20 protein-coding genes are annotated in these 21,587 nt (G+C 57.3%); 7 read left to right on the top strand and 13 right to left on the bottom strand.

Going from position 1 to position 21,587, the window contains the following annotated elements; translation table 11 throughout:
• Positions 1-61: 61 nt before the first annotated feature.
• A complete protein-coding gene (locus AC2FIM_RS11160; protein ID WP_271949456.1) occupies positions 62-508 on the top strand; it encodes a DUF4174 domain-containing protein in 447 nt (148 codons plus the stop codon).
• A gap of 76 nt (positions 509-584) precedes the next feature.
• Here the strand turns inward: AC2FIM_RS11160 and AC2FIM_RS11155 are convergent, their stop codons facing one another.
• The 5 genes from AC2FIM_RS11155 to AC2FIM_RS11135 all read right to left on the bottom strand — a co-directional run bounded on the left by AC2FIM_RS11155 (position 585) and on the right by AC2FIM_RS11135 (position 6,197).
• Complete coding sequence (locus tag AC2FIM_RS11155; protein WP_271949454.1) at positions 585-2,630, bottom strand: acetyl-CoA carboxylase biotin carboxylase subunit; 2,046 nt, start codon at positions 2,628-2,630, stop codon at positions 585-587.
• Positions 2,631-2,744: 114 nt separating this feature from the next.
• A complete protein-coding gene (locus AC2FIM_RS11150; protein WP_142636801.1) occupies positions 2,745-2,948 on the bottom strand; it encodes a hypothetical protein in 204 nt (67 codons plus the stop codon).
• A gap of 706 nt (positions 2,949-3,654) precedes the next feature.
• Positions 3,655-4,008: a hypothetical protein gene (locus AC2FIM_RS11145; protein ID WP_496708130.1), complete on the bottom strand. Its 354-nt coding sequence runs from the start codon at positions 4,006-4,008 to the stop codon at positions 3,655-3,657.
• Between the two features lie 73 nt (positions 4,009-4,081).
• Entirely contained in the window at positions 4,082-4,408 is a 327-nt protein-coding gene (locus AC2FIM_RS11140; RefSeq protein ID WP_496689677.1) for a DUF6497 family protein, read from the bottom strand.
• Between the two features lie 256 nt (positions 4,409-4,664).
• Positions 4,665-6,197 (bottom strand): acyl-CoA carboxylase subunit beta, encoded by a 1,533-nt coding sequence (locus tag AC2FIM_RS11135; RefSeq protein ID WP_142636795.1) that lies wholly within the window; start codon positions 6,195-6,197, stop codon positions 4,665-4,667.
• Between the two features lie 183 nt (positions 6,198-6,380).
• Here AC2FIM_RS11135 and AC2FIM_RS11130 point away from each other — a divergent pair, with 183 nt between their 5' ends.
• Both AC2FIM_RS11130 and AC2FIM_RS11125 read left to right on the top strand, forming a co-directional pair.
• The gene (locus tag AC2FIM_RS11130) at positions 6,381-7,586 is read left to right on the top strand and encodes a multidrug effflux MFS transporter (RefSeq protein ID WP_271949449.1); all 1,206 of its coding nucleotides are present in this window, start codon (positions 6,381-6,383) and stop codon (positions 7,584-7,586) included.
• A 65-nt stretch (positions 7,587-7,651) separates the two neighbouring features.
• A complete protein-coding gene (locus tag AC2FIM_RS11125; protein ID WP_271949447.1) occupies positions 7,652-9,052 on the top strand; it encodes a helix-turn-helix domain-containing protein in 1,401 nt (466 codons plus the stop codon).
• A 59-nt stretch (positions 9,053-9,111) separates the two neighbouring features.
• On the opposite strand, the gene AC2FIM_RS11120 is transcribed toward AC2FIM_RS11125, so the two are convergent.
• The 6 genes from AC2FIM_RS11120 to AC2FIM_RS11095 form a co-directional block, all read right to left on the bottom strand.
• Entirely contained in the window at positions 9,112-9,351 is a 240-nt protein-coding gene (locus tag AC2FIM_RS11120) for an HP1242/YdcH family protein (protein ID WP_142636790.1), read from the bottom strand.
• A 78-nt stretch (positions 9,352-9,429) separates the two neighbouring features.
• Positions 9,430-11,088 carry a choline dehydrogenase gene (gene betA, locus AC2FIM_RS11115; protein ID WP_496732001.1) on the bottom strand — a complete coding sequence of 553 codons (1,659 nt, stop codon included), beginning with the start codon at positions 11,086-11,088 and terminating at the stop codon, positions 9,430-9,432.
• An 86-nt stretch (positions 11,089-11,174) separates the two neighbouring features.
• A complete protein-coding gene (gene betC, locus AC2FIM_RS11110; RefSeq protein ID WP_496731999.1) occupies positions 11,175-12,683 on the bottom strand; it encodes a choline-sulfatase in 1,509 nt (502 codons plus the stop codon).
• Entirely contained in the window at positions 12,680-13,252 is a 573-nt protein-coding gene (gene betI, locus AC2FIM_RS11105) for a choline-binding transcriptional repressor BetI (RefSeq protein WP_271949443.1), read from the bottom strand. Before betI ends, betC begins: the two co-directional genes overlap by 4 nt.
• An 87-nt stretch (positions 13,253-13,339) precedes the next feature.
• The gene (locus AC2FIM_RS11100) at positions 13,340-14,248 is read right to left on the bottom strand and encodes a DMT family transporter (RefSeq protein WP_271949441.1); all 909 of its coding nucleotides are present in this window, start codon (positions 14,246-14,248) and stop codon (positions 13,340-13,342) included.
• Positions 14,249-14,288: 40 nt separating this feature from the next.
• Positions 14,289-14,888 (bottom strand): LysE/ArgO family amino acid transporter, encoded by a 600-nt coding sequence (locus tag AC2FIM_RS11095; protein WP_271949439.1) that lies wholly within the window; start codon positions 14,886-14,888, stop codon positions 14,289-14,291.
• Positions 14,889-14,974: 86 nt separating this feature from the next.
• On the opposite strand from AC2FIM_RS11095, the gene AC2FIM_RS11090 reads away from it, so the two are divergent.
• Entirely contained in the window at positions 14,975-15,859 is an 885-nt protein-coding gene (locus AC2FIM_RS11090) for a LysR family transcriptional regulator ArgP (protein WP_496677723.1), read from the top strand.
• A 14-nt stretch (positions 15,860-15,873) separates the two neighbouring features.
• On the opposite strand, the gene AC2FIM_RS11085 is transcribed toward AC2FIM_RS11090, so the two are convergent.
• Together AC2FIM_RS11085 and AC2FIM_RS11080 are read right to left on the bottom strand one after the other, a co-directional pair.
• Positions 15,874-17,145, bottom strand: coding sequence for a permease (locus AC2FIM_RS11085; protein WP_271949435.1), 1,272 nt, complete (start codon positions 17,143-17,145; stop codon positions 15,874-15,876).
• 136 nt (positions 17,146-17,281) lie between these two features.
• The gene (locus tag AC2FIM_RS11080) at positions 17,282-18,022 is read right to left on the bottom strand and encodes a YebC/PmpR family DNA-binding transcriptional regulator (protein ID WP_271949434.1); all 741 of its coding nucleotides are present in this window, start codon (positions 18,020-18,022) and stop codon (positions 17,282-17,284) included.
• A 110-nt stretch (positions 18,023-18,132) separates the two neighbouring features.
• On the opposite strand from AC2FIM_RS11080, the gene AC2FIM_RS11075 reads away from it, so the two are divergent.
• The 3 genes from AC2FIM_RS11075 (at position 18,133) to AC2FIM_RS11065 (ending at position 21,587) form a co-directional block, all read left to right on the top strand.
• On the top strand, positions 18,133-19,905 hold the full coding sequence (locus AC2FIM_RS11075) for an SLC13 family permease (RefSeq protein WP_496708129.1): 1,773 nt from the start codon (positions 18,133-18,135) through the stop codon (positions 19,903-19,905).
• Between the two features lie 17 nt (positions 19,906-19,922).
• Positions 19,923-20,657 (top strand): glutamine amidotransferase, encoded by a 735-nt coding sequence (locus tag AC2FIM_RS11070; RefSeq protein WP_496677721.1) that lies wholly within the window; start codon positions 19,923-19,925, stop codon positions 20,655-20,657.
• A 72-nt stretch (positions 20,658-20,729) separates the two neighbouring features.
• Positions 20,730-21,587 carry a bile acid:sodium symporter family protein gene (locus AC2FIM_RS11065; RefSeq protein WP_271949427.1) on the top strand — a complete coding sequence of 286 codons (858 nt, stop codon included), beginning with the start codon at positions 20,730-20,732 and terminating at the stop codon, positions 21,585-21,587.

Genomic DNA, 21,587 nt, shown 5'->3' with positions numbered 1-21,587 from the left:
GTGCATTTCGCTGGTCGCATTCGTGCGCACAGGGACTATATTCAATCCAACAGGAGGCCCAATGACACGAACGCTAGCCTTTGTTTTTTCGGCGCTATTTCCACTGGCGGCCCTTGCAGCTGACGGGGTAGCCCCGGTTGACGATGAATTTGTCCGCCCTGTGGGGGATAGCGAGCTCAGCGAATATCTGTGGATCAAGCGGCCCATTGTTGTCTTTGCCGATACACCTGCTGACCCGCGATTCCAGCAGCAGGTCGACATGCTTTTGGAAGGGGAGGACGTCATGCGCGACCGCGATGTGGTCGTTCTGATCGACACTGACCCTGACGCCCGCTCGCCCATCCGGTCAAAACTACGCCCGCGCGGGTTCCAGATGGTGTTTGTCGACAAGGACGGCGTGGTCAAACTGCGCAAACCCTCCCCTTGGAGCGTGCGTGAAATCGGTCGCTCCATCGACAAGACCCCCCTGCGCCAACGCGAAATCCGTGAACGGCGCGAGGGCGGCTGAACGCGTTTCCCATACCCGACGGCCCCGGCGGCGACCGCCGGTTCCCTTGCAGGATATGACAAACGCACGGTCATGATCATTCAAACTCGATGATCACATCATCCACGGCGAGGCTGTCGCCGGGGCCTGCGTTGATCTTGGCAACGGTGCCTTTTTTCTCGGCGCGCAGAATGTTTTCCATCTTCATCGCCTCGATGGTGCACAGCGCCTGACCTTCCTGCACTTCTTGGCCCACTTCGACATCGACCTTTACGATCAGGCCAGGCATCGGGCAGAGCAGCAGTTTCGACGTATCCGGCGGCAGTTTCTCGGGCATCAGCTTGGCCAGTTCCGCCTGTCGCGGACGGCGCACATGCACCTTCATATCCGCGCCCCGGTTGCGGATCCGGAACCCGCCCGAGATTTTGTCGGCCTTCAGAACCAGCGGGCTACCGTCTATGTCCAGCACCGCCAGCTGATCGCCCGGCGTCCACTCCGAGGCCACGCGCAATGTCGCGCCGTCTTCGAATTTGACCGTCGCACCCTCTTTATCGGCATTCACCTGAACTGCGTATTCCTGGCCCTGCAGGGTCACGACCCAGCGTTTGCCGACCTTGCGTTCATGGTTGTCCATCCGGCCCGATACACGGGTGCGGCGAATCTCAGCCACCCGGTGCATGGCGGCGCAGGAGGCTGCGATCTGGCGCAGGTCAGCCTCGGGCAGCTCTACGCCCTGGAACCCATCGGGGTACTGTTCTTCGATGAACGCGGTAGTCATCTCGCCCTTGATGAAGATCGGATGATCCATCACTGCCGACAGGAACGGCAGATTGTGCCCGATGCCTTCGACCTCGAAACTGTCCAGCGCCACTCGCATCGCCTCAATCGCTTGATCACGGGTCGGGGCCCAGGTGCACAATTTGGCGATCATCGGATCGTAATACATACTGATCTCACCGCCTTCATAGACGCCGGTATCGTTGCGAACGGCGGCCTCTCCGCTGGGGGCCTCACCCTGCCATTTGTCATTTACCAACAGCGGACCAGCGGCAGTTTCCTGAGGCGGGCGGTAGCGCGTCAAACGACCAATGGACGGCAAGAAGCCACGATAAGGATCTTCGGCATACAAACGGTTTTCAATCGCCCAGCCGGTCAGTGTGACATCGTCCTGGGAGATCGACAGTTTCTCACCGGCTGCGACGCGGATCATCTGTTCAACCAGATCGACACCGGTGATCAGTTCGGTCACCGGGTGTTCCACCTGCAGGCGTGTGTTCATTTCCAGAAAATAGAAGTTCTTGTCACCATCAACGATAAACTCGACCGTGCCAGCGCTGGCATAATCCACAGCCTTGGCCAAGGCCACCGCCTGTTCGCCCATCGCCTTGCGTGTCGCCTCGTCCAGGAAAGGCGATGGCGCCTCTTCCACAACCTTCTGGTTTCGGCGCTGAATCGAGCATTCGCGTTCGCCCAGATAGATGCCATTACCATGGCTGTCGCACAGAACCTGAATCTCGATGTGACGGGGTTGGGTCACGAACCTCTCAATGAAAATCCGGTCATCGCCAAAGGAATTCGCGGCTTCGTTCTTGGAGGACTGGAACCCTTCGCGCGCCTCGTCGTCGGTCCATGCGATCCGCATACCCTTACCACCGCCACCAGCACTGGCCTTGATCATGACCGGATATCCGATCTCATTCGAAATCTTGACGGCCTCGTCGGCGTCTTCGATCAGGCCCATATAGCCCGGAACCGTAGAGACGCCGGCCTCTTGCGCGATCTTTTTAGAGGTGATCTTGTCACCCATGCTTTCAATCGCACCGACCGGAGGGCCGATAAAGGCCACGCCTTCGGCATCCAGCGCTTGGGCGAATCTCGAGTTTTCCGACAGAAAACCATACCCCGGGTGAACCGCCTGTGCACCGCTCTGACGGATTGCCTCCATCACGCGGTCGATGACGATATAGGACTGGTTTGCAGGCGGTGGGCCAATATGCACCGCCTCATCCGCCATCGATACATGCAGGGCGTTCTTGTCCGCGTCAGAATAGATGGCGACCGTGCCGATGCCCATCTTGCGGGCGGTTTTGATAACCCGGCAGGCGATCTCGCCCCGGTTGGCGATCAGGATCTTGTTGAACATGGAACGTCCTCTGTCTTGAAGTTCTGGAAACGCAAAACGCCGCCGCGGGGCAATGGCCCCACGACGGCGTGTCGCGCGATGACGGTCGGGGCGACGGGGGCCCCGAAGATTTCGTTATCTACAGTTGTTCTGGGTCTTGCAGTAAAGCACGTTGCCTGCCGCGCCGACCACGGCACCCAACAGCGGGTCGGCACTGACGACTGCCGCGCCAACGGCGCCGGCTCCGCCGCCAAGCAACGCCTGCTCGCCGGTCGAGTCTCCGCACGCCGCGAGCCCTGCACAGGTCGCCATTGCAAGAATGACTTTCGAGATTCGCATGATGTCTGCCCTTTTTGGTTTTTTAACAATTTCAGAGCCAGATGCGGGAAATCGCCACTGTTATTCAATAACGAGCCTACCGAAATGCCCATTTGCGCAGTTTTATGCCATCCAATGACTGAAGTTTGCACAAAGAAAAACGCGGGCAGGACATTGTGAGAACCACAAGCCTGCCCGCGGAAGGAAGGGGTACGGAATAGTAGGTGCGCGTGCGGCGCAGGCAAAGTAGAGCCGCACGACCCGCTCACCATGCACGGCCCGGTTGCACCTGCAAACCGGGATTGGCCAGTGGTGAAATTTCCGGCCAGAATCTGCCCATTCAGCGAAATATCGCGCAGAAACGCGCCGATTCCGCTCGCGTGAACTTTGGTTGGGCAGGGCGAAATTCGCACCCCGACAGTCACGCAAACCTTTGTTTTATCAACGCTACCTGAGATCACATGACCTGAAGAATTCGATCCTAAGTCGCCGCGGCCAACCCCCGCCGACCGGCCTTTTTCCTGTCCGAGCCTTGATGGTTTTCCCGCCACCAAGCCACGGGTTATACAGGCCATAGTATCAGTGGTTTGCGCCCTTTCCCTCAGGTATTTTGCGCGATTGTCACGCGCCCGATCTGCACAGCGCACATATCCTTCTTGACCCAACCGGGGCAAAGAAACCCTGTTGGAATTTCCAAGGCGTTTATGTGCGACGACGTCGATCACCTTCAGCTATCCCCGCCGAAAATGTCCGGAAACGAGGCTCTGGCCACGCTCGGATCAATGACCAGCAAGGCATCATAGCTGGCGGGGTCAAACGGATCCTCCGCCGGAATGACCTCACGCCCGAAAAACCAGCTCAGGCGACCGGCATCCAGATTGCCACGTTCGAATGGCTGGTCGCCGAAATGCTCCCACAGGGCCTCGATAAAGGCTGCATCCGCGCGACGATCAGCAGGTTTACGATCCCGGAACCGTTCACGCATTGTCAGTGGGGTAACACCCTTTGGGTTGGCCCGTCTGATAGTGAATTGATAATCCGTCCCGGTCAGACGGCCGGGAAATCCGCGATGTTTCAACATTTCAGCGCCTCTTCGCTAAGGTCCTTTGAGGCGAAGGGGAATGCACAGAAATTGTGGTAATTGACAACCATTCTCAAATCCCTCCGTCCCAGATACATTGGGAATCCTGCAGAAGATACGCTTCGAAGAACTGCGTGGCATCCGGCGCGGTATGGCCAAAATCTATCGGCTTGTTCGAAAGGGAAATCACAACCCTGGCTGGTTCCAGCTTGTGGTGCGCGACATAGGCCACGGCCAGCGTCTGACACAGGTGCTCCATGTCGATCGTGGCGACATCATATCCAATGCGTCCCACATCCGAGCCTATCTTTGGCGCGATGAAGCGAAAGCGCAGCCATAACTCGCCCGGATTGTTGTCCAGCAGGACATCGTTCAGATGTACAGGCTGCCCAGAGGGCACCGGCACTAATGCTTCTGCGAATGTAGGCGAACCAAGACAGAGAATTGCCAGACATAAGGCGCGATCCCAGACCCACCAAAGGCGAGCTCCTCTCTCCGGGATCGCGCGCGCATGCCTACTGGCCCGCGCTTTTCTATGTCCAATAAGGCATTTCATTTAGCAGCTTTGCTCTCAAAGTCAAATTCGCCGTTTGGGGGTCTTTCACCAACGTGCCCAGAGGCAGGCAAACCAGAGCGCCTGCCCCGCGACCGTCAGCTTACAGCGGAATGTTATCGTGCTTTTTCCAGGGGTTTTTCAGTTGCTTGTTACGCAAGCTGGCAAAAGCTCGCGATACGCGGCGGCGGGTCGAATGCGGCATGATCACCTCATCAATGAATCCACGTTCCGCAGCCACAAACGGGTTGGCAAACCGGTCCTCATAGTCCTGAGCGTGCTGTGCGATTTTCTCGGCATCGCCCAGATCCGCACGGTGGATGATTTCGGTCGCGCCCTTGGCCCCCATCACCGCGATCTCGGCGGTTGGCCAAGCATAGTTGAAATCGCCACGCAGATGTTTGGATGCCATCACGTCATAGGCACCGCCATAGGCCTTTCGGGTGATCACTGTGACCTTCGGAACGGTCGCCTCGCCATAGGCAAACAGCAGTTTTGCGCCATGTTTGATCACGCCGCCATATTCCTGCGAGGTTCCCGGCAAAAAGCCCGGCACATCAACCAGTGTCAAAATCGGAATTTCAAAGCAATCACAGAACCGGACGAAGCGCGCGGCTTTGCGGCTGCTGTCGATATCCAGACAGCCGGCCAGCACCATCGGCTGGTTGGCTACAACACCTACGGTCTGACCTTCCAGACGGATAAAGCCCGTGATGATGTTCTTGGCGTAATCTTCTTGAATTTCGTAAAAATCACCCTCGTCCGCCACTTTGGCAATGAGTTCTTTCATGTCATAAGGCGTGTTCGGGTTGTCCGGGATCAACGTATCCAGCGAAGCCTCAATCCGGCCCGGTTCGTCAAAGAAGGGACGAACGGGCGGTTTTTCCTTGTTGTTCAACGGTAGGAAATCGACAAGACGGCGCACTTCGGCCAGTGCTTCGACATCATTTTCGAATGCACCGTCGGCAACCGAAGATTTCTTGGTATGGGTCGATGCACCACCCAGCTCTTCGGCGGTTACAACCTCATTGGTGACTGTCTTGACGACATCGGGGCCCGTCACAAACATGTACGAGGTGTCTTTGACCATAAAGATAAAGTCGGTCATCGCCGGACTGTAGACGGCGCCACCGGCGCAGGGCCCCATGATCACACTGATCTGCGGAACCACGCCCGAGGCCATGATGTTACGCTGGAACACCTCGGCATAACCCGCAAGCGAGGCCACACCTTCCTGGATTCGCGCACCACCCGAATCGTTGATGCCGATCACCGGAGCACCATTCTGGATTGCCATGTCCATGATCTTGCAGATTTTCTGCGCGTGGGTTTCCGACAGAGACCCGCCGAAAACGGTGAAGTCCTGGCTGAAGACATAGACCATACGACCATTGATTGTGCCCCATCCGGTGACGACACCATCGCCTGCAGGCTTTTGATTTTCCATCCCGAAATCCGTGCAACGATGGCTGACAAACATGTCGAATTCTTCGAAACTGCCTTCATCCACCAACAGCTCTATGCGTTCGCGTGCGGTCAGCTTGCCCCGCGCATGCTGCGCATCAATACGTTTTTGCCCACCCCCCAGCCGTGCATCGTTGCGGCGGCCTTCAAGCTCGGAAAGGATGTCTTTCATAACGATGATCCCCTTTGAAATTTGGCGCGACACTATACTTAGTTTCGTTCAGACCAAAGCCTCATTCGGCAAATTTGCAAATCTTTGAAAATATAGTTTCAGGTAATTGTAAACATGCAAAGTTTCGCACTGATACACGGTCACGGATGGCAATCCCAAAAACCGTCACTATACATGTGAACCATGCAGTTTACTTTTTCGCCAGCGCGTCGTTCGCCCCCCACCATTGCCACACTTGTGATGCTATCCGGGCTGTCAGCACTGAGCTTGAATCTTTTCCTTCCCAGCCTGCCCAATATGGCCGCGTATTTTGACGCAGACTACAAAGTCATGCAGCTGTCGATCGCTCTGTATCTGATGATCAGCGCAGTAATCCAAATTCTGATCGGCCCCATCGCAGATAAGGTTGGCCGCAGGCCGGTTATTCTATGGGGATTGGTTCTGTTTCTGATTGCGACATTGGGTTGCATCTACTCCCCGAACGCCGAAGTATTTCTGGCCTTCAGGATGTTTCAAGCGGTCGTAGCTGTTGGAATGGTCCTTAGCCGCGCAGCGGTGCGAGACCTTTACGAAGCGGATCAGGCGGCTTCGATGATCGGCTATGTCACCATGGGAATGGCCATTGTTCCAATGATCGGCCCTGCCATCGGCGGCTTTCTGGAAGAGAGCTTTGGCTGGAAGGCAAATTTCTGGCTTCCTTTCGGGCTGGGCCTACTGGCTCTAATGCTGACCTATTCCGACTTCGGAGAAACATCCCGCAAAAGCGGGCTGACCTTGCTGCAGCAGTTTCGTGAATACCCGGAATTGCTCAAATCCCCTCGGTTCTGGGGCTATTCCATGGCCTCAGCCCTGTCGTCGGGCGCTTTCTTCGCCTATCTGGGCGGCGCGCCTTTCGTCGGGACTGAACTGTTCGGCCTAACAGCGTCAGAACTTGGCATTTACTTCGGCGCCCCTGCGGTGGGTTATTTCTTCGGCAACTTCTTCAGCGGCAGGTTCTCTGTCCGCTTTGGCGTGAACCGGATGGTTCTTTGGGGGTGCTGGATGAACGCAACCGGCGTTGCATTGTCAACGATCGTGTTCCTTACGGGCTACGGCTCGGTTCTCAGCTTCTTTGGGTTCATGACCATTGTTGGTGTGGGCAATGGTATGACCATTCCAAACGCAACTTCAGGCGCACTGTCCGTCCGCCCGCACCTGGCCGCAACAGCATCTGGGCTGAGCGGCGCCATCATGCTGGGCGGCGGAGCTGGCCTGAGCGCGCTCACGGGCGCAATACTAACCCATGAAACAGGCGCGATGCCGCTGCTGTGGCTGATGTTAGCCTCTGCAACATTTGCCATCGTTGCTATTGCCATCGTGATCCGGCGCGAACGGTATTTGGGCCTGTAACACGCCTTGCGCAGGACGGTTTGCAAAGCTAGCGTTCAAGATTAGAAAAGTTGCAAAGGCACGCCATGGCGACCCAAAAGCTCTATGCTGGTGCAAAACTGCGTGAAATGCGCACGCGCCTGACGCTGACACAAAAGGAATTCGCAGCCAAACTGGGGGTTTCGCTTCCCTATCTGAACCAGATGGAGAATAACAACCGCCCGATCTCGACCACGGTTGTTCTGGCGCTGGCGCAGGAATTCGGCATGGACGTGACCGAACTCAGCACTGGTGACAGCGAACGTCTGGTCTCAGACCTGCGCGAGGCGCTGGCGGACCCCGTGTTTGATGACGCCATGCCACCGCTCGCTGATCTGCGCCTGACAGCTTCAAACGCCCCCGCAATGGCCCGAGCGTTTATCGCCCTGCACCGCACGTATCGCCAGACGCATGAAAGGCTGGCCTCGCTGGACGAAGCCCTGGGACGTGAAGACGCACAGATTCAGGCCAGCCCCTGGGAAGAAGTACGAGACTTTTTCCATTATTGCGACAACTACATAGACGCGGTGGACCGGGCCGCAGAACGATTTGCAGGCCGCGCCCAGGACAAAGGCGGAATTCGCGCCGCCGCAATCGAAAGCTTGGGAGAAAACGGTATTCGCGTTCAGTTCCCGGATATCGAAGAAACCCGGAAATACGATGCGGATAGCAAAACATTGCTGCTGTCATCACGGATTGCACCGCAAACACAAGTGTTTCAGCTGCTCTTGCAGGTATCCCTAATCAATCAGGACAAGCTGCTTGAAGCGACACTGGATTTCGCCAAATTTCACAGTGATGAGGCGCGCGCGATTGCGAAGATCGGCTTGGCGAATTATTTCGCTGGCGCCTCTCTGATGCCCTATGGCGAATTTCTCAGTGCAGCCCAGCTTTACCGCCATGATTTGGAATTGCTCAGCAATCGTTTTGGAGCATCCATCGAACAGGTGGCCCACAGGCTTTCGACGCTGCAGCGCCCCGGCGCAAAGGGGATACCATTCTTCTTTGTTCGGGTGGATCAGGCCGGAACGATCACAAAACGCCACTCCGCCACGCGCCTGCAATTTGCGCGCTTTGGCGGTGCCTGCCCATTGTGGAATGTGCACCGCGCCTTTGAAACTCCGGGTCACTTCCTGCGGCAGCTTGCCGAAACCCCGGACGGGGTCCGCTATATCTCGCTGGCGCGGGATGTTTCGAAATCGGGCGGTTCGTACGGAGCGCCTGTCCGGCGCTATGCGATTGCGCTGGGATGCGAGGTCCGCCACGCCGAAGCGTTGGTTTATGCGGACAATCTGGATATCTCAAACGCCAGTGCCTACGAGCCCATAGGTATCTCGTGCCGGATCTGCGAACGCCAGAACTGCCACCAACGGTCAGTTCCTCCGCTGGAACGTCGCTTGTCCATCGACACTCATACCCGCGGAACCTTACCCTATGAAGTCACCTGAGCTTTACCCGGCCTAAAACCACGGCCAGCCGAAACGGGGGCAATGCCCCCGCCCAATCCTTAAGCGTTCGACAAAATCGCCCAGATCTCATCCTTCAATGCGGCGCGTTTCTTGCGCAGCTCGCCTTCGGCAAGGTCCTCCATCGGCTCGACGTTAGTTTCCGCGCGGTGCACGATACGATTGACCTCGTGATACTCTTCGGCCAGCCGAGAAAAATGCGCATCGGACTGTTTAAGCTGACTGATCAATTCGACCTTGTCGGGAAACTCTTCGGCCAATTCGTGCGGGGTGTGGGACATTCCTGTTCGCTCCTTAGAAAATGCGTTGCGATTCAGGTCTATATTGGTCCCACTCCCCCCGCTTTGACGCGGATCAAATCAGCGCTGCGCCGAGGCCCATTGCGGATGAATCCAAGGCTGATCATTGGCTTTGGGCAACGGATCTTTGCCCAGCAGATGATCCGAGACTTTCTCGCCCACCATGATCGACGGCGCATTAAGGTTGCCGTTGGTGATTTGCGGAAAGATCGAACTGTCCGCCACACGCAGCCGATCCACGCCGATCACCCGGCCTTCGGAGTCGACAACCGCGTTCTGGTCATCCGCCCGTCCCATCCTGCAGGTGCCGCAGGGATGATAGGCACTTTCGGCATGCTCAGCGATAAAGGCGTTCAACTCTTCATCTGTTTGTACCGCAGCACCGGGCTGAATCTCTTTCCCGGCAAAGGGTCTGAACGCCTCTTGCCCGAAAATCTCTCGCGTCAGGCGGATACAGGTGCGGAACTCCTCCCAATCTTTTTCCTGGCTCATGTAATTGAACCGGATGACAGGTGCGTCCTCGGGTCGAGCCGAGCGCAATGTCACAGCACCCCGTGATTCCGATCGCATCGGACCCACATGTGCTTGGAACCCGTGCCCCTCGGCCGCAGCCTGCCCGTCATAGCGCACCGCCATCGGCAGGAAGTGGTACTGGATGTCGGGGTATTCGACACCCGGCCTTGATCGGATGAAGGCCGCGCTTTCGAACTGGTTCGAGGCACCAAGGCCGGTCTTGGTGAACAGCCATTGCGCCCCAATCAGACCCTTGCTGACCAGGTTCCAGTGTTTGTAGAGCGTGATCGGCTGAAGCGAGGCTTGCTGGATATACAGCTCCAAATGGTCCTGTAGATTTGCGCCAACCCCCGGACGGTCTGCAACAACTCCGATCCCCTGCTCAGCCAAATGCGCAGCCGGGCCGATTCCAGACAGCATCAAAAGTTTCGGCGAATTGATGGACGAGGCTGCGATGACCACTTCGCGGCGGGCGCGGATCACCTCTGTCTTGCCGCCACGGATCAGTTCAACACCAACAGCACTTCCGTTTTCCAGAACAATCCGGATCGCAAGACCGCGCACGATATCGCAGTTCTCGCGCTTGAGCGCAGGCCGCAGATAGGCATTTGCCGCCGACCAGCGCCGCCCTTTCCAGACGGTCTGCTCCATCGGGCCGAAGCCTTCTTGCTTTTCACCGTTATAGTCGCCCGTGACTTCATACCCGGCTTGCTGGCCCGCATCGACAAAGGCCTGGAACAGCGGGTTCGCACGCGGGCCCCGCGACACATGCAGCGGCCCGTCAGTGCCCCGCCACGCGGAATCACCACCATGACCGCCGTCATGCCAGGTCTCCATCCGTTTGTAATACGGCAGAACATCCGCATAAGACCAACCATCCGCGCCCATCTCGGCCCAGGTATCGAAGTCCCGGGCGTGGCCGCGCACATAAACCATTCCGTTGATCGAAGAGGACCCACCAATCACCTTCCCTCGCGGGCAGGCCAGACGGCGGTTGTTCAGATGCGGCTCAGGCTCGGATTGATAGCCCCAGTCATAGCGCGACATGTTCATCGGATAGCTTAGCGCGGCGGGCATCTGGATAAACGGGCCCATGTCGGTACCGCCATGCTCGATCACCAGAACCGAGGCACCGGCCTCACTCAAACGATATGCCATCGCGCAGCCTGCGGAACCTGCGCCGACGATGACGAAATCTGCTTCCATTTTCGGGTCTCCATTCTCAACCGGAGCCAAGATTTTTCATCGAAAAATCTCTGCCTGACCGGAGAGGGTCTTGTTAATTCGGGTTGTTACTCTCCGCGTGGAAAGCGTTGGCTTTCCTCGACGATATTCAGATCCATGTGGTTACGCATGTACCGCTCAGATGCTTTCTGCAGGGGCTGGTAGTCCCACGGATAATACCCGCCCTGGCGCAACGCCTCGTACACGACCCAGCGACGCGCCTGGCTGGCGCGAACTTCGGCGTCGAACCGATCCAGATCCCAACGGGCATCGGACTTGGCACGCAAGGTCTGCAACGTTCCTGCATGCTCTGGCCTGTCTGCGAGGTTCTCCAACTCGGAAGGGTCCGTCTCGAGGTCGAACAGTTGATCAGGGTCTAGCGCACATCGGTTGTATTTCCATTTGCCATAGCGCAAGGACACCAGTGGCGCATAAGAGGCCTCGGCCGCATATTCCATTGCAACCGGCGCGCTGCGTTCGTGACCCTTGGCCAGCGGCACAAGGTTTTCGCCATCTGTCCAGGGCGCGATCTCTTCCATATCGACACCGGCCAGAGCGCCCAAGGTCGGCGTCACATCTATGGTCGAAACCGGAGCGTCGATCCGGCCCGCTGGCAGATCGGGTGCACAGATCATCAGCGGGACGCGGGATGACCCTTCGTAGAAAGTCATCTTGAACCACAGCCCGCGCTCACCCAGCATATCGCCATGGTCCGAGACAAACAGGATGATCGCCTCTTGCCGCGTGGCCTCTAACACCTCGAGTATCTCGCCGACCTTGTCGTCCAGATACGAGATATTGGCGAAATAGGCGCGGCGTGATTTGCGGGTATCTTCTTGAGTGATGTCAAAGCTGCGCCAGTCATTGGCGTCAAAAATCCGTTTCGAATGCGGGTCCTGATTATCATAACCAAGGTCGGCAATCTCGGGCAGAAGGTGCTCGCAATCTTCGTACAGGTCCCAGTATTTGCGACGTGCAACATAGGGATCATGCGGGTGGGTAAAGCTTACAGTCAGGCACCATGGACGGTCGTCCTTGCCACGGGCCAGATCGTATAGCTTGGACTTGGCGTTATAGGCCACCTCGTCGTCATATTCCATTTGGTTGGAAATCTCGGCTACACCTGCGCCCGTGACCGAACCCATATTGTGATACCACCAGTCAATCCGCTCGCCTGGTTTACGGTAGTCCGGGGTCCAGCCGAAATCGGCGGGGTAGATGTCGGTGGTTAGGCGATCTTCAAACCCGTGCAACTGATCAGGCCCGACGAAATGCATCTTGCCCGACAGACAGGTATAGTACCCTGCACGGCGCAGATGGTGGGCATATGTCGGAATATCACTGCCAAACTCGGCGGCATTGTCATAGACACCAGTGCGCGACGGCAACTGACCGGACATAAAACTGGCCCGACCCGGCGCACACAGGGGCGACGCCGTATAGGCATTCGCAAATCGCGTGGATCGTTCGGCCAGCTTTTTCAGGTTTGGCGCATGCAGCCAGTCGACAGGACCGTCAGGAAAAAGGGTCCCGTTCAACTGATCCACCATCAGGATCAGAATATTAGGTTTTGTCATTTCTCGGCCTCGAGCAAGGTGCTGAGCACGCGCATCGCGTGGTTTACAGCCAGTTGCGGTTCTTCCGGGGCGCTCAGCGCGGCGTGGATATAAAGTCCGTCGATCAAGGCGATCATGTTCCCGGCCGCCTCAACCGGATCGGCCAAATGCGGGCGCAGCGCATAAACTAGGTTCGACCGGATACGGGCCTGATAAATCTGCCACAATCGCAGGGCGTCGTCATTGGTCTGCGCAAGAACGTAGAATGTCATCCACGCTGCCGTCACATCCGGCGTGAAACAGGATGGGGCAAAGCATGCCCGGATGATCGCCTGCGCGCGTCCACTTGGCGTGGCTGCTTTCAGTTCTGACCGGACCTCTGCCCCGAAATCCGACAGGATGCGGCGCATCGCTGCCAGAAAAATCTGATCTTTACCGCCGAAATAGTGATGTGCCAGCGCGCTGGACATGCCAGCCCGCTTAGCGATCTGGCTGACGGTTACATCGAGGGATTTTTTCGACCCGAGCTCAGCAATCGTTGCCTTAACGATCGCATCACGGCGGATTGGCTCCATTCCGAGTTTCGGCATCCGTACCCCTCAACTGCTTTTGATAGAAAAACGCTAGGAGATTTTTATTGACTCGTCAATTAATAACGTTTTTCCGGCAGAAATCGGCTAAAGTTTAGGTGCAATACTGGGGGTCGTCAGGCTGCTGCGGTTCAACACAGCCTCGCGCCAGGCAATAAAACTGACTGCCAACAGAATCAGCGTGCCCCCGGCGACCACCCACAAATCTACGCTTTCGTGGAAAACCAACGCCCCAACCAGCGTGGCCCAGATCAGCTGTAAGAATGTGACGGGCTGCGTCACTGCTACGGGGGCGGCCTGCAGGGCCAAGGTCATCAGATAGTGTCCAAGTGTGGCAAAACAGGCAACCAGAAACAGCACACCCAAATCATGGAGACTTGGAGGGGACCACACGGCAATGGCGAAAGGTATCAGCGCCATCGTCACCCATATGGACATATGTGCAACCACGACCGAGGGCGGCAGATCTCGCACCAGCATCTTGGCCAGCAGGTAGGACGCACCAAGCGTCAACGAAGTCCCCAACATGGTCACGTGACCAACCGAGATATCCCGAAACCCAGGTCGGAGAATAATTGCTACACCGATCAATGCGACACCAATGGCGGCAATCCGGCGGAAGGCTAGCTTCTCGCCTAGAAACAGCACAGCACCCAATGTGACATAGACCGGCGTCATGTAGTTCATGGCCGTGACTTCGGCCAACGGAATTCGGGTCATGGAAAAGAACCACAGCATCACGGCAATGGCGTGAACCACCCCGCGGATGCCGAACAGTGTCAGATGCCTACGTGTCAGAGGTGTCCTAACGATCAGCCGTAACGCTGGCAGTAGGAACACCAACCCAAAGACAAAGCGCAGAAATGCGGCCTGTATCGGGTCCATGGAGGTGCCCAGAGATTTGACGAGCGCAGTCATGACAACAAAGGACAGACCGGCGGAAAACATCCAGAACATTCCCGCCAATGGCCGATAGGTGTTAGGTTGAGTTGTCATGTTAACGGTTCAACACCGAAACACAGGTGGGAACAAGACCTCAGATCGCCACCAGCTTGGCCGCAATCGCCAGCATGACAAAACCGATAACAACATCCAGCACCTGCCATGCCCTTGGGCGGGCAAAGACCGGCGACAGAATCCTTGCCCCGTAGCCCAACGAGAAGAAGAAGACAAAGCTGGACAGCATCGCTCCAATAGCAAAGGCCAACCGGTCATCATATTGTGCAGATATCGACCCGATCAGAACCACCGTGTCCAGATAGACATGCGGATTCAACCAGGTGAATGCCAGCACGGTCAGCAGGACAGACCTCAGACTTGAACGTGTCCCTTCACTGACATCCATGGAAGACCCGCCGTGCCAGGCCGATAGCAGGCTGCGCAACCCGTACCAGGTCAGAAACACAGCCCCGCCATAGCGCATGACCGGCTCGAACCAAGGAGCAGTCTGAGCAAGCGTTCCGAACCCGGCAACCCCTGCCGCAATCAGAATGGCATCCGATACGGCGCAGGTCAGGCATAGGGCAAAAACATGTTCGCGGCGCAGCCCTTGACGCAGGACAAAGGCGTTCTGCGCACCAATGGCCAAAATCAGACTAAAGCCTAGAGCGAATCCGGAAATCAGAGATGCGGACATGAAACCTCCTGTGTTCGATTTGATTGACTAGAGCCAGTCAGTCGATTTATCAAATTAAAGAAGTTACACCTGGTTAAGCTCTGCTAATGTTGCTGGATCCCAATCACCTTGCCGCACTTTCGGCCATTCTACGCCACGGAAGCTTTGACGCCGCCGCCACAGAGCTGTCGGTGACGCCTTCGGCGATATCGCAGCGGATCAAGTCATTAGAGGATCGGATAGGCGCCGCTCTGATCACTCGTGGTGCGCCCTGCACAGCGACACCCGCCGGCTTGCGCATTGCCAGATACGCCGAGGATATCGGGCTGCTTGAGGCACAGCTGGCCCGTGAACTTGCGTTGGAGGGAACCTCTGGCCCCACCCAGGTGCGCATTGCAATTCCTGCAGACAGTTTGGCCACATGGTTCATCGCTGCGATGGCCCAAACAGATGAGTTGCTGTTCGATCTGGTAATTGATGATCAGGACCATTCGGCCGATTGGTTGCGCCGCGGTGAGGTCAGCGCGGCTGTTACCACCGGAGGGCAACCGGTCTCTGGCTGCGATGCCCATCCACTTGGGGATTTCAGGTATATTCCAACGGCCAGCCCAGGTTTTATGCATAAATGGTTCCGGGACGGTGTAACCAAAAGCAGCCTTGCCATGGCACCGTGCCTGACCTTCAATCAAAAGGACGGTCTTCAGAAAGCCTGGTTTGCCAGAGAGTTCGGGCACCACATTTCCCCGCCATCGCATTTCCTGCCATCCTCACACGGGTTTGTGGATGCAGCGATCGCCGGCATCGGGTGGGGAATGAACCCGATTGAGTTGGTACAAAAGCCTTTGGCAGATGGCCTGTTGTGCCCCTTGATACCAGACACGCCCCTTGATGTTCCGCTGACCTGGCAGGTCGGGCGTGTCTTATCCTCGGCCCTTTCGCCGCTGACCGCCGCTGTAAAGCGCGCGGCTGTCGACGCGCTTATTCAACGATAGACAGGATTGGCCGATCAGGATGGCTCGGGCGCTTTAGGAATTGGCGTCACCACCCGGTAACAGGCAAAAGCTGCGATCAGGCTGACCAAGACAACGATCAAAACCGCCGCAGAGACCTCGTGCATATGCGCCAGCCCAGCCAGCGCCGCCGACACGATGACCGCAACAATCCGCGAGATGCTTTTCACCGCTGCCGCCCCTTTGACCCGCTGATCAAACGGGGCGATATCCAGAAAATACAACTTTCGGGCACTGCTGATGCCTGTTACCGCCACGGTCACCACAAACAGGGCAACCGCATGAGTGTGCACCTGATGACCGATATGGAGGTAATGGACCGTCAGCAGCCCTGCTCCGGTCAAGGCCACCATCAGAGTTCCGGATACCATGACCGCCCGGTGGGATTTCAGGTTAACAAACTGCCACAAAGGCGCAGAGACCAGATATCCAGAGGCCGACGAAATGATCATTGCGGTAAGACCTTTGGCCGAACTGTGATGTGCCTCGGCCGCCATCAGGGCAAAGAACGGAACCGATAGACTGACAACCACAATCGGAAGGCGCATGACCATATAGCGCCGGAACCAGGTCTGGTTGAACATCGCCAGAATATCGGTGAAATACTCGGACCAATGTCTTTTGCTTTCGTCCTCAGGCGCTGTGGAAATTTTCTGATGCGGAACTTCGGACATCGCCAGGATTGATAGGCCAGACAACAGAAAAAACACCACTGCAACTCCGATCACAACCGAATGGCGCGCAAACGGAGGGTTGCCCAGCGTGATTTGATGGACCAACAGAACAAGACCGATTGCGCCCAATCCGCCGGCGCCTAACTGCAGATATCGCATGATCATCCGTGACCTGGACTGAACGTGCGCGCCCAGCAGGTCAGTAAGCAGCAATGTCTGGATCTCACCTACGAGACCGATCAAAAAAAATGCGGCGATAAAGGCTGTAGCCGTGAACACGAGACTGCCCGTCGCGGCCGCCGCCAGAGCCATGACAAGGCAGGCCCCGATCAATACTTCGGTCATCGCGATGCTGCGTTTCTTCTGTTCGCGCAGCGCAATGACTTGGGCCAGAAACACGTCGGCGATCATGCTGCCGACCATGCGGATTGAAACCAGCGCGCCGGCGATGAACATCGGGAGTTCCAGCGAAACCGCAAGAAACGGCAAGACAATGGACGGGCTGCCAAGGGTCCAGGCGACCTGGGACAGAATACTCTGCCCGGTCAAAACAGGCACATTGCGTTTGGCCAAATCAAATTGAGGTTCGGTCATCTGCTCTTTGACTCACTGCTTCAGCTATTCGACCCAGCCTATGGGTTCGAACCTGATCGGCCAATAGCCCTATCCTCCAACCAACAAAAAACCCGGCCTGACGGCCGGGTTTCCAAATCTCAAGATGCGGGGCAGATCAAAGCTGCGCCATCACCTCATCCGAGGCTTCGAAATTGGTTGTGACGCGCTGAACGTCATCATCATCTTCCAGCGCATCGACCAGCTTCATCAGCTTTTGCATATCCTCAAGCCCCAGCTCGGTCGTGGTGCTTGGCTTCCAAACCAGTTTGGTGGATTCCGTTTCACCCAGCGCAGCCTCGAGCGCGTTCGAGACGTCGTTCAGATCGGTGTCGGCGCACCAGATGATATGACCTTCGTCCGAGCTTTCAACATCTTCCGCGCCTGCCTCAATGGCCGCTTCGAACACGGTGTCGGCATCACCAACCGTTTCCGGATAGACCACTTCACCCTTGCGTTCGAACATAAAGCCGACGGAACCGGTCTCGCCAAGATTGCCGCCATTCTTGGAAAAGGTCGAGCGCACGGTCGATGCGGTCCGGTTCCGGTTGTCGGTCATCGTCTCGACGATGACGGCCACGCCGTTGGGGCCATAGCCTTCATACCGGATTTCTTCGTATTCGTCGCCGTCGCCTGCCTGCGATTTCTTGATCGCCCGGTCGATCACGTCTTTGGGGACCGAGTTTGACTTGGCCTCTTTCACCGCCAAACGCAGACGCGGGTTCTTGTCTGGGTCGGGGTCGCCCATCTTAGCGGCAACAGTGATCTCTTTTGACAGCTTGGAAAACAGTTTGGACCGCGCGGCGTCCTGACGTCCCTTGCGGTGCTGGATATTGGCCCATTTGGAGTGGCCTGCCATGGTGCGTCCTCGTGATAGTGATTGCGTATTTGGCGCCCATATAGACGTTTGCGGGCCATGGGATCAAGAGACCGGCTTGCGACGGCTTCTTCTGCGAGTATGTTGGCGGTATGACGACAGATCAGATCATACTTTTCGCTCTCTTTGCCACTGTATTCGGAATGCTGCTTTGGGGGCGGTTTCGCTATGATCTTGTTGCGTTTTCCGCGCTTCTGATCGGAGTGGTGTTGGGTGTAGTACCCGTCGATGACGCTTTTGCCGGTTTTGGTCACTCGGCGACCATCATCGTCGCGCTGGTTCTGGTCGTTTCGGCCGGACTGGTCCGGTCCGGTGCGGTATTCCTGATCACGCGATCCCTGGTTGACGCGGCACGCGGCCTTGGGGCCCATATCGCCTTGATGGGCGGTATCGGGGCGGTTCTGTCCGCCTTCATGAATAACGTCGCTGCCTTGGCCCTGTTGATGCCGGTCGACATTCAGACCGCACGAAAAGCCGGACGAGCCGTCGGCCTGACCCTTATGCCGCTCAGCTTTGCAACAATTCTGGGTGGGATGGCGACCCTGATTGGCACGCCACCGAACATCATCATCGCCTCAATCCGCGCAGAAACTCTGGGCGAGCCCTTTCGTATGTTCGATTTCGCCCCTGTGGGTGGCATTGCTGCGATTGCCGGGCTTGCCTTTGTCTCACTGGTGGGCTGGCGATTGATCCCGAACCGGGGACCGCAAACCGAAACCTCTGAGGCGCTGGCCGAATATATCGCAGAACTGACCGTCCCAACGGAATCGCCGTTGATCGGCAAACGGGTCAGCGAGCTTTATGAAGATGCCGAGAAATCCGACGTCGCCATCATCGGCCTGATCCGCGACGGCAAGCGCCGCTATGGCCGGTCGGCCCATGCAACACTGAATCAGGGTGACGCGCTGGTGCTTGAGGCCCGCCCCGAGGCGCTGGATGAATTCCGCGCGGCGCTGAAGCTGGATTTTTCGGACACACGTCGACAGGAGCTTCTGACCGCTGAAGGCGACGGGCTGGAAGTCGTCGAGGTTGTCGTGACCGAAAACGCCCGCATCACCGGGCGTACGGCGCAGGGGTTGGGGTTGGCATGGCGGCAGAGCACCGTTTTGATGGGCATTTCGCGCCAGGGCCGCAGCATCACCGAACAGGTCCGCAAAACCGAGGTTGAGGCTGGCGACATCCTGTTGTTGCTGTGCCCGCGTGATCGCAGCGCCGATGTGACCGAATGGCTGGGATGCCTACCGCTGGCCCAACGCGGTCTGAACGTCACCGCCAATGAAAAGGCGTGGCTTGCGATTGGCCTGTTTGCCACCGCGGTGCTGGCGGCCAGTATTGGGCTGATCTACCTGCCGGTCGCATTGGGGCTTGTTGTGGTTGCCTATGTGCTGACCAAGATCATGCCAATCGCGGATCTCTATACTCACATCGAATGGCCGGTGGTCGTTTTGCTGGGCTCGATGATCCCCCTGGGCAGCGCACTGGAAACCTCGGGCGGCACCGAACTGATCGCCAATGCGCTGATCCAGTTAACTAACGGCCTGCCTGCATGGGCTATTCTGACCGTTCTGATGGTGGTCACCATGACCCTGTCGGACGTGTTGAACAACACCGCCACGGCGATTGTGGCGGCCCCGGTCGGCATTCAGATGGCCCGCACGCTTGAGGTTTCCCCCGACCCGTTTCTGATGACGGTCGCCGTTGCAGCCTCGGCTGCGTTCCTGACGCCTATCGGGCATAAGAACAACACGCTGGTTCTGGGTCCGGGTGGCTATCGGTTCGGAGACTACTGGCGCATGGGCCTGCCGCTGGAAATCCTGATCATTGCGGTTTCGATACCCGCCATCCTTGTGTTCTGGCCGCTGTGACGGGTAAGAGCCGTTCCATGAAACAATTTCTGATCCTGCAGTTACGCCCGGAAACCGATGCGTCCGATGCCGAATATGCCTCGATTTTGGACAAGACCGGCTTGAGTTCTGAACAGACCCATCGCATCCGGTTGGATTGTGAAGACCTGCCCGACGGCTTGGACGTGACCGACTATGCTGGAGTGATCGTCGGCGGCGGCCCCGGCTGTGTCAGCGACGATCCGGCGACAAAATCGCCGACGGATGCCCGCACCGAAGCCGCCATCATGGGCCTGATGCCGCAGATCACCGCGCGCGATCATCCGTTCATGGGGTGCTGCTATGGGCTGGGTATTCTTACCGCGCATCTGGGTGGCGATGTCAGTAAAGACCAGTTCGGAGAGCCCGTCGGCCCCTCAACCTGCCACGTGACAGAGGACGGTGCGACCGATCCACTGATCTCGGGGCTGGGTCAGAGTTTTGATGCTTTTGTGGGCCATAAAGAGGCTGTGCAATCCCTGCCAGAAGGGTGCGTGCATCTGCTTGCCTCGGACCCTTGCCCGTTCCAGATGATCCGCTGGGGCCAGAATGTCTATGCCACACAGTTCCACCCCGAGGCTGATGCCCGCGACTTTGAAGAACGTATCACCATCTACAAACACCACGGCTATTTCCCGCCCGAAGATGCTCAGCGTCTGATCGACATTTGCCACGCCGCCCATGTCACTCTGCCCGGTGAAATCCTGCGCAGGTTCGCCCAACGCTACGGCTGACCCTACGGCGCGGTTGCCTGCGGCTTTGACCCTCGCTTACGCTGGTCCGAACGGCTTTGGGAGGAGTTGTAGTTGGATCTGCTTATTAATGTCGGCCTGCCACTATCGTTGGCCATAATCATGCTGTCCTTGGGTGTCGGGCTTGAGATCGCCGATTTCCGCCGGGTTGTCAGCAGACGATACCCTTTTGCGATAGGGGCGTTCTGCCAGGTGATCTTGCTTCCCATTGCGGCATTTACAACGGTCAAACTCTTTGCACTGCCACCGGAAATTGCAGTCGGTGTTATGCTCCTCAGCTTTTGCCCCGGCGGTGTTACCAGCAATATCCTGACTAAACTGGCCAAGGGTGATGTCGCTCTTTCCGTCAGCCTGACAGCCATCATCAGCTTGCTGTCGATGGTGACGGTACCCGTATTGGCCGCCTGGTCGATCAATCACTTCATGGGCGAGGACGCACCCGAGGTCTCGATCACCGGCCTCGCCATAGCGATGTTCCTGATAACCACCCTGCCCGTCGCTATCGGCGTCAGTATACGGCATTTCGCAAAAGGATTCGCAGAACGGGTCGATGCCCCTCTGTCCAAACTGGCTTCGATTCTTTTCGTCCTGATCGTTCTCGCCGCGCTGGCCGGGAACTGGGAAATGTTCGTCGAAAATTTGGGGCTGATGGGGTCGGCGTTGATCACCCTGAACATTGCGCTGCTGCTGATCGGGCTGGGACTGGCCTGCGCCGTGAACCTGTCATGGAACGAGAGCAAGACGATCTCGATCGAAACTGGCATCCAAAACTCGACTCTTGGCATCACATTGGCAGCGCTGATTACCAGCACGGAAAACGGGCTAAGCCCTCTTGCTCTGCCATCGGCCGTCTATGGTATCTTGATGTATGTCGTCGCCCTGCCATTTATCGCCTGGCTGCGCCGCAGCTGA

The sequence above is a fragment of the Ruegeria sp. CDSC052 genome (assembly GCF_059610685.1).
This window is presented reverse-complemented; position numbering and strand designations above follow the sequence as displayed.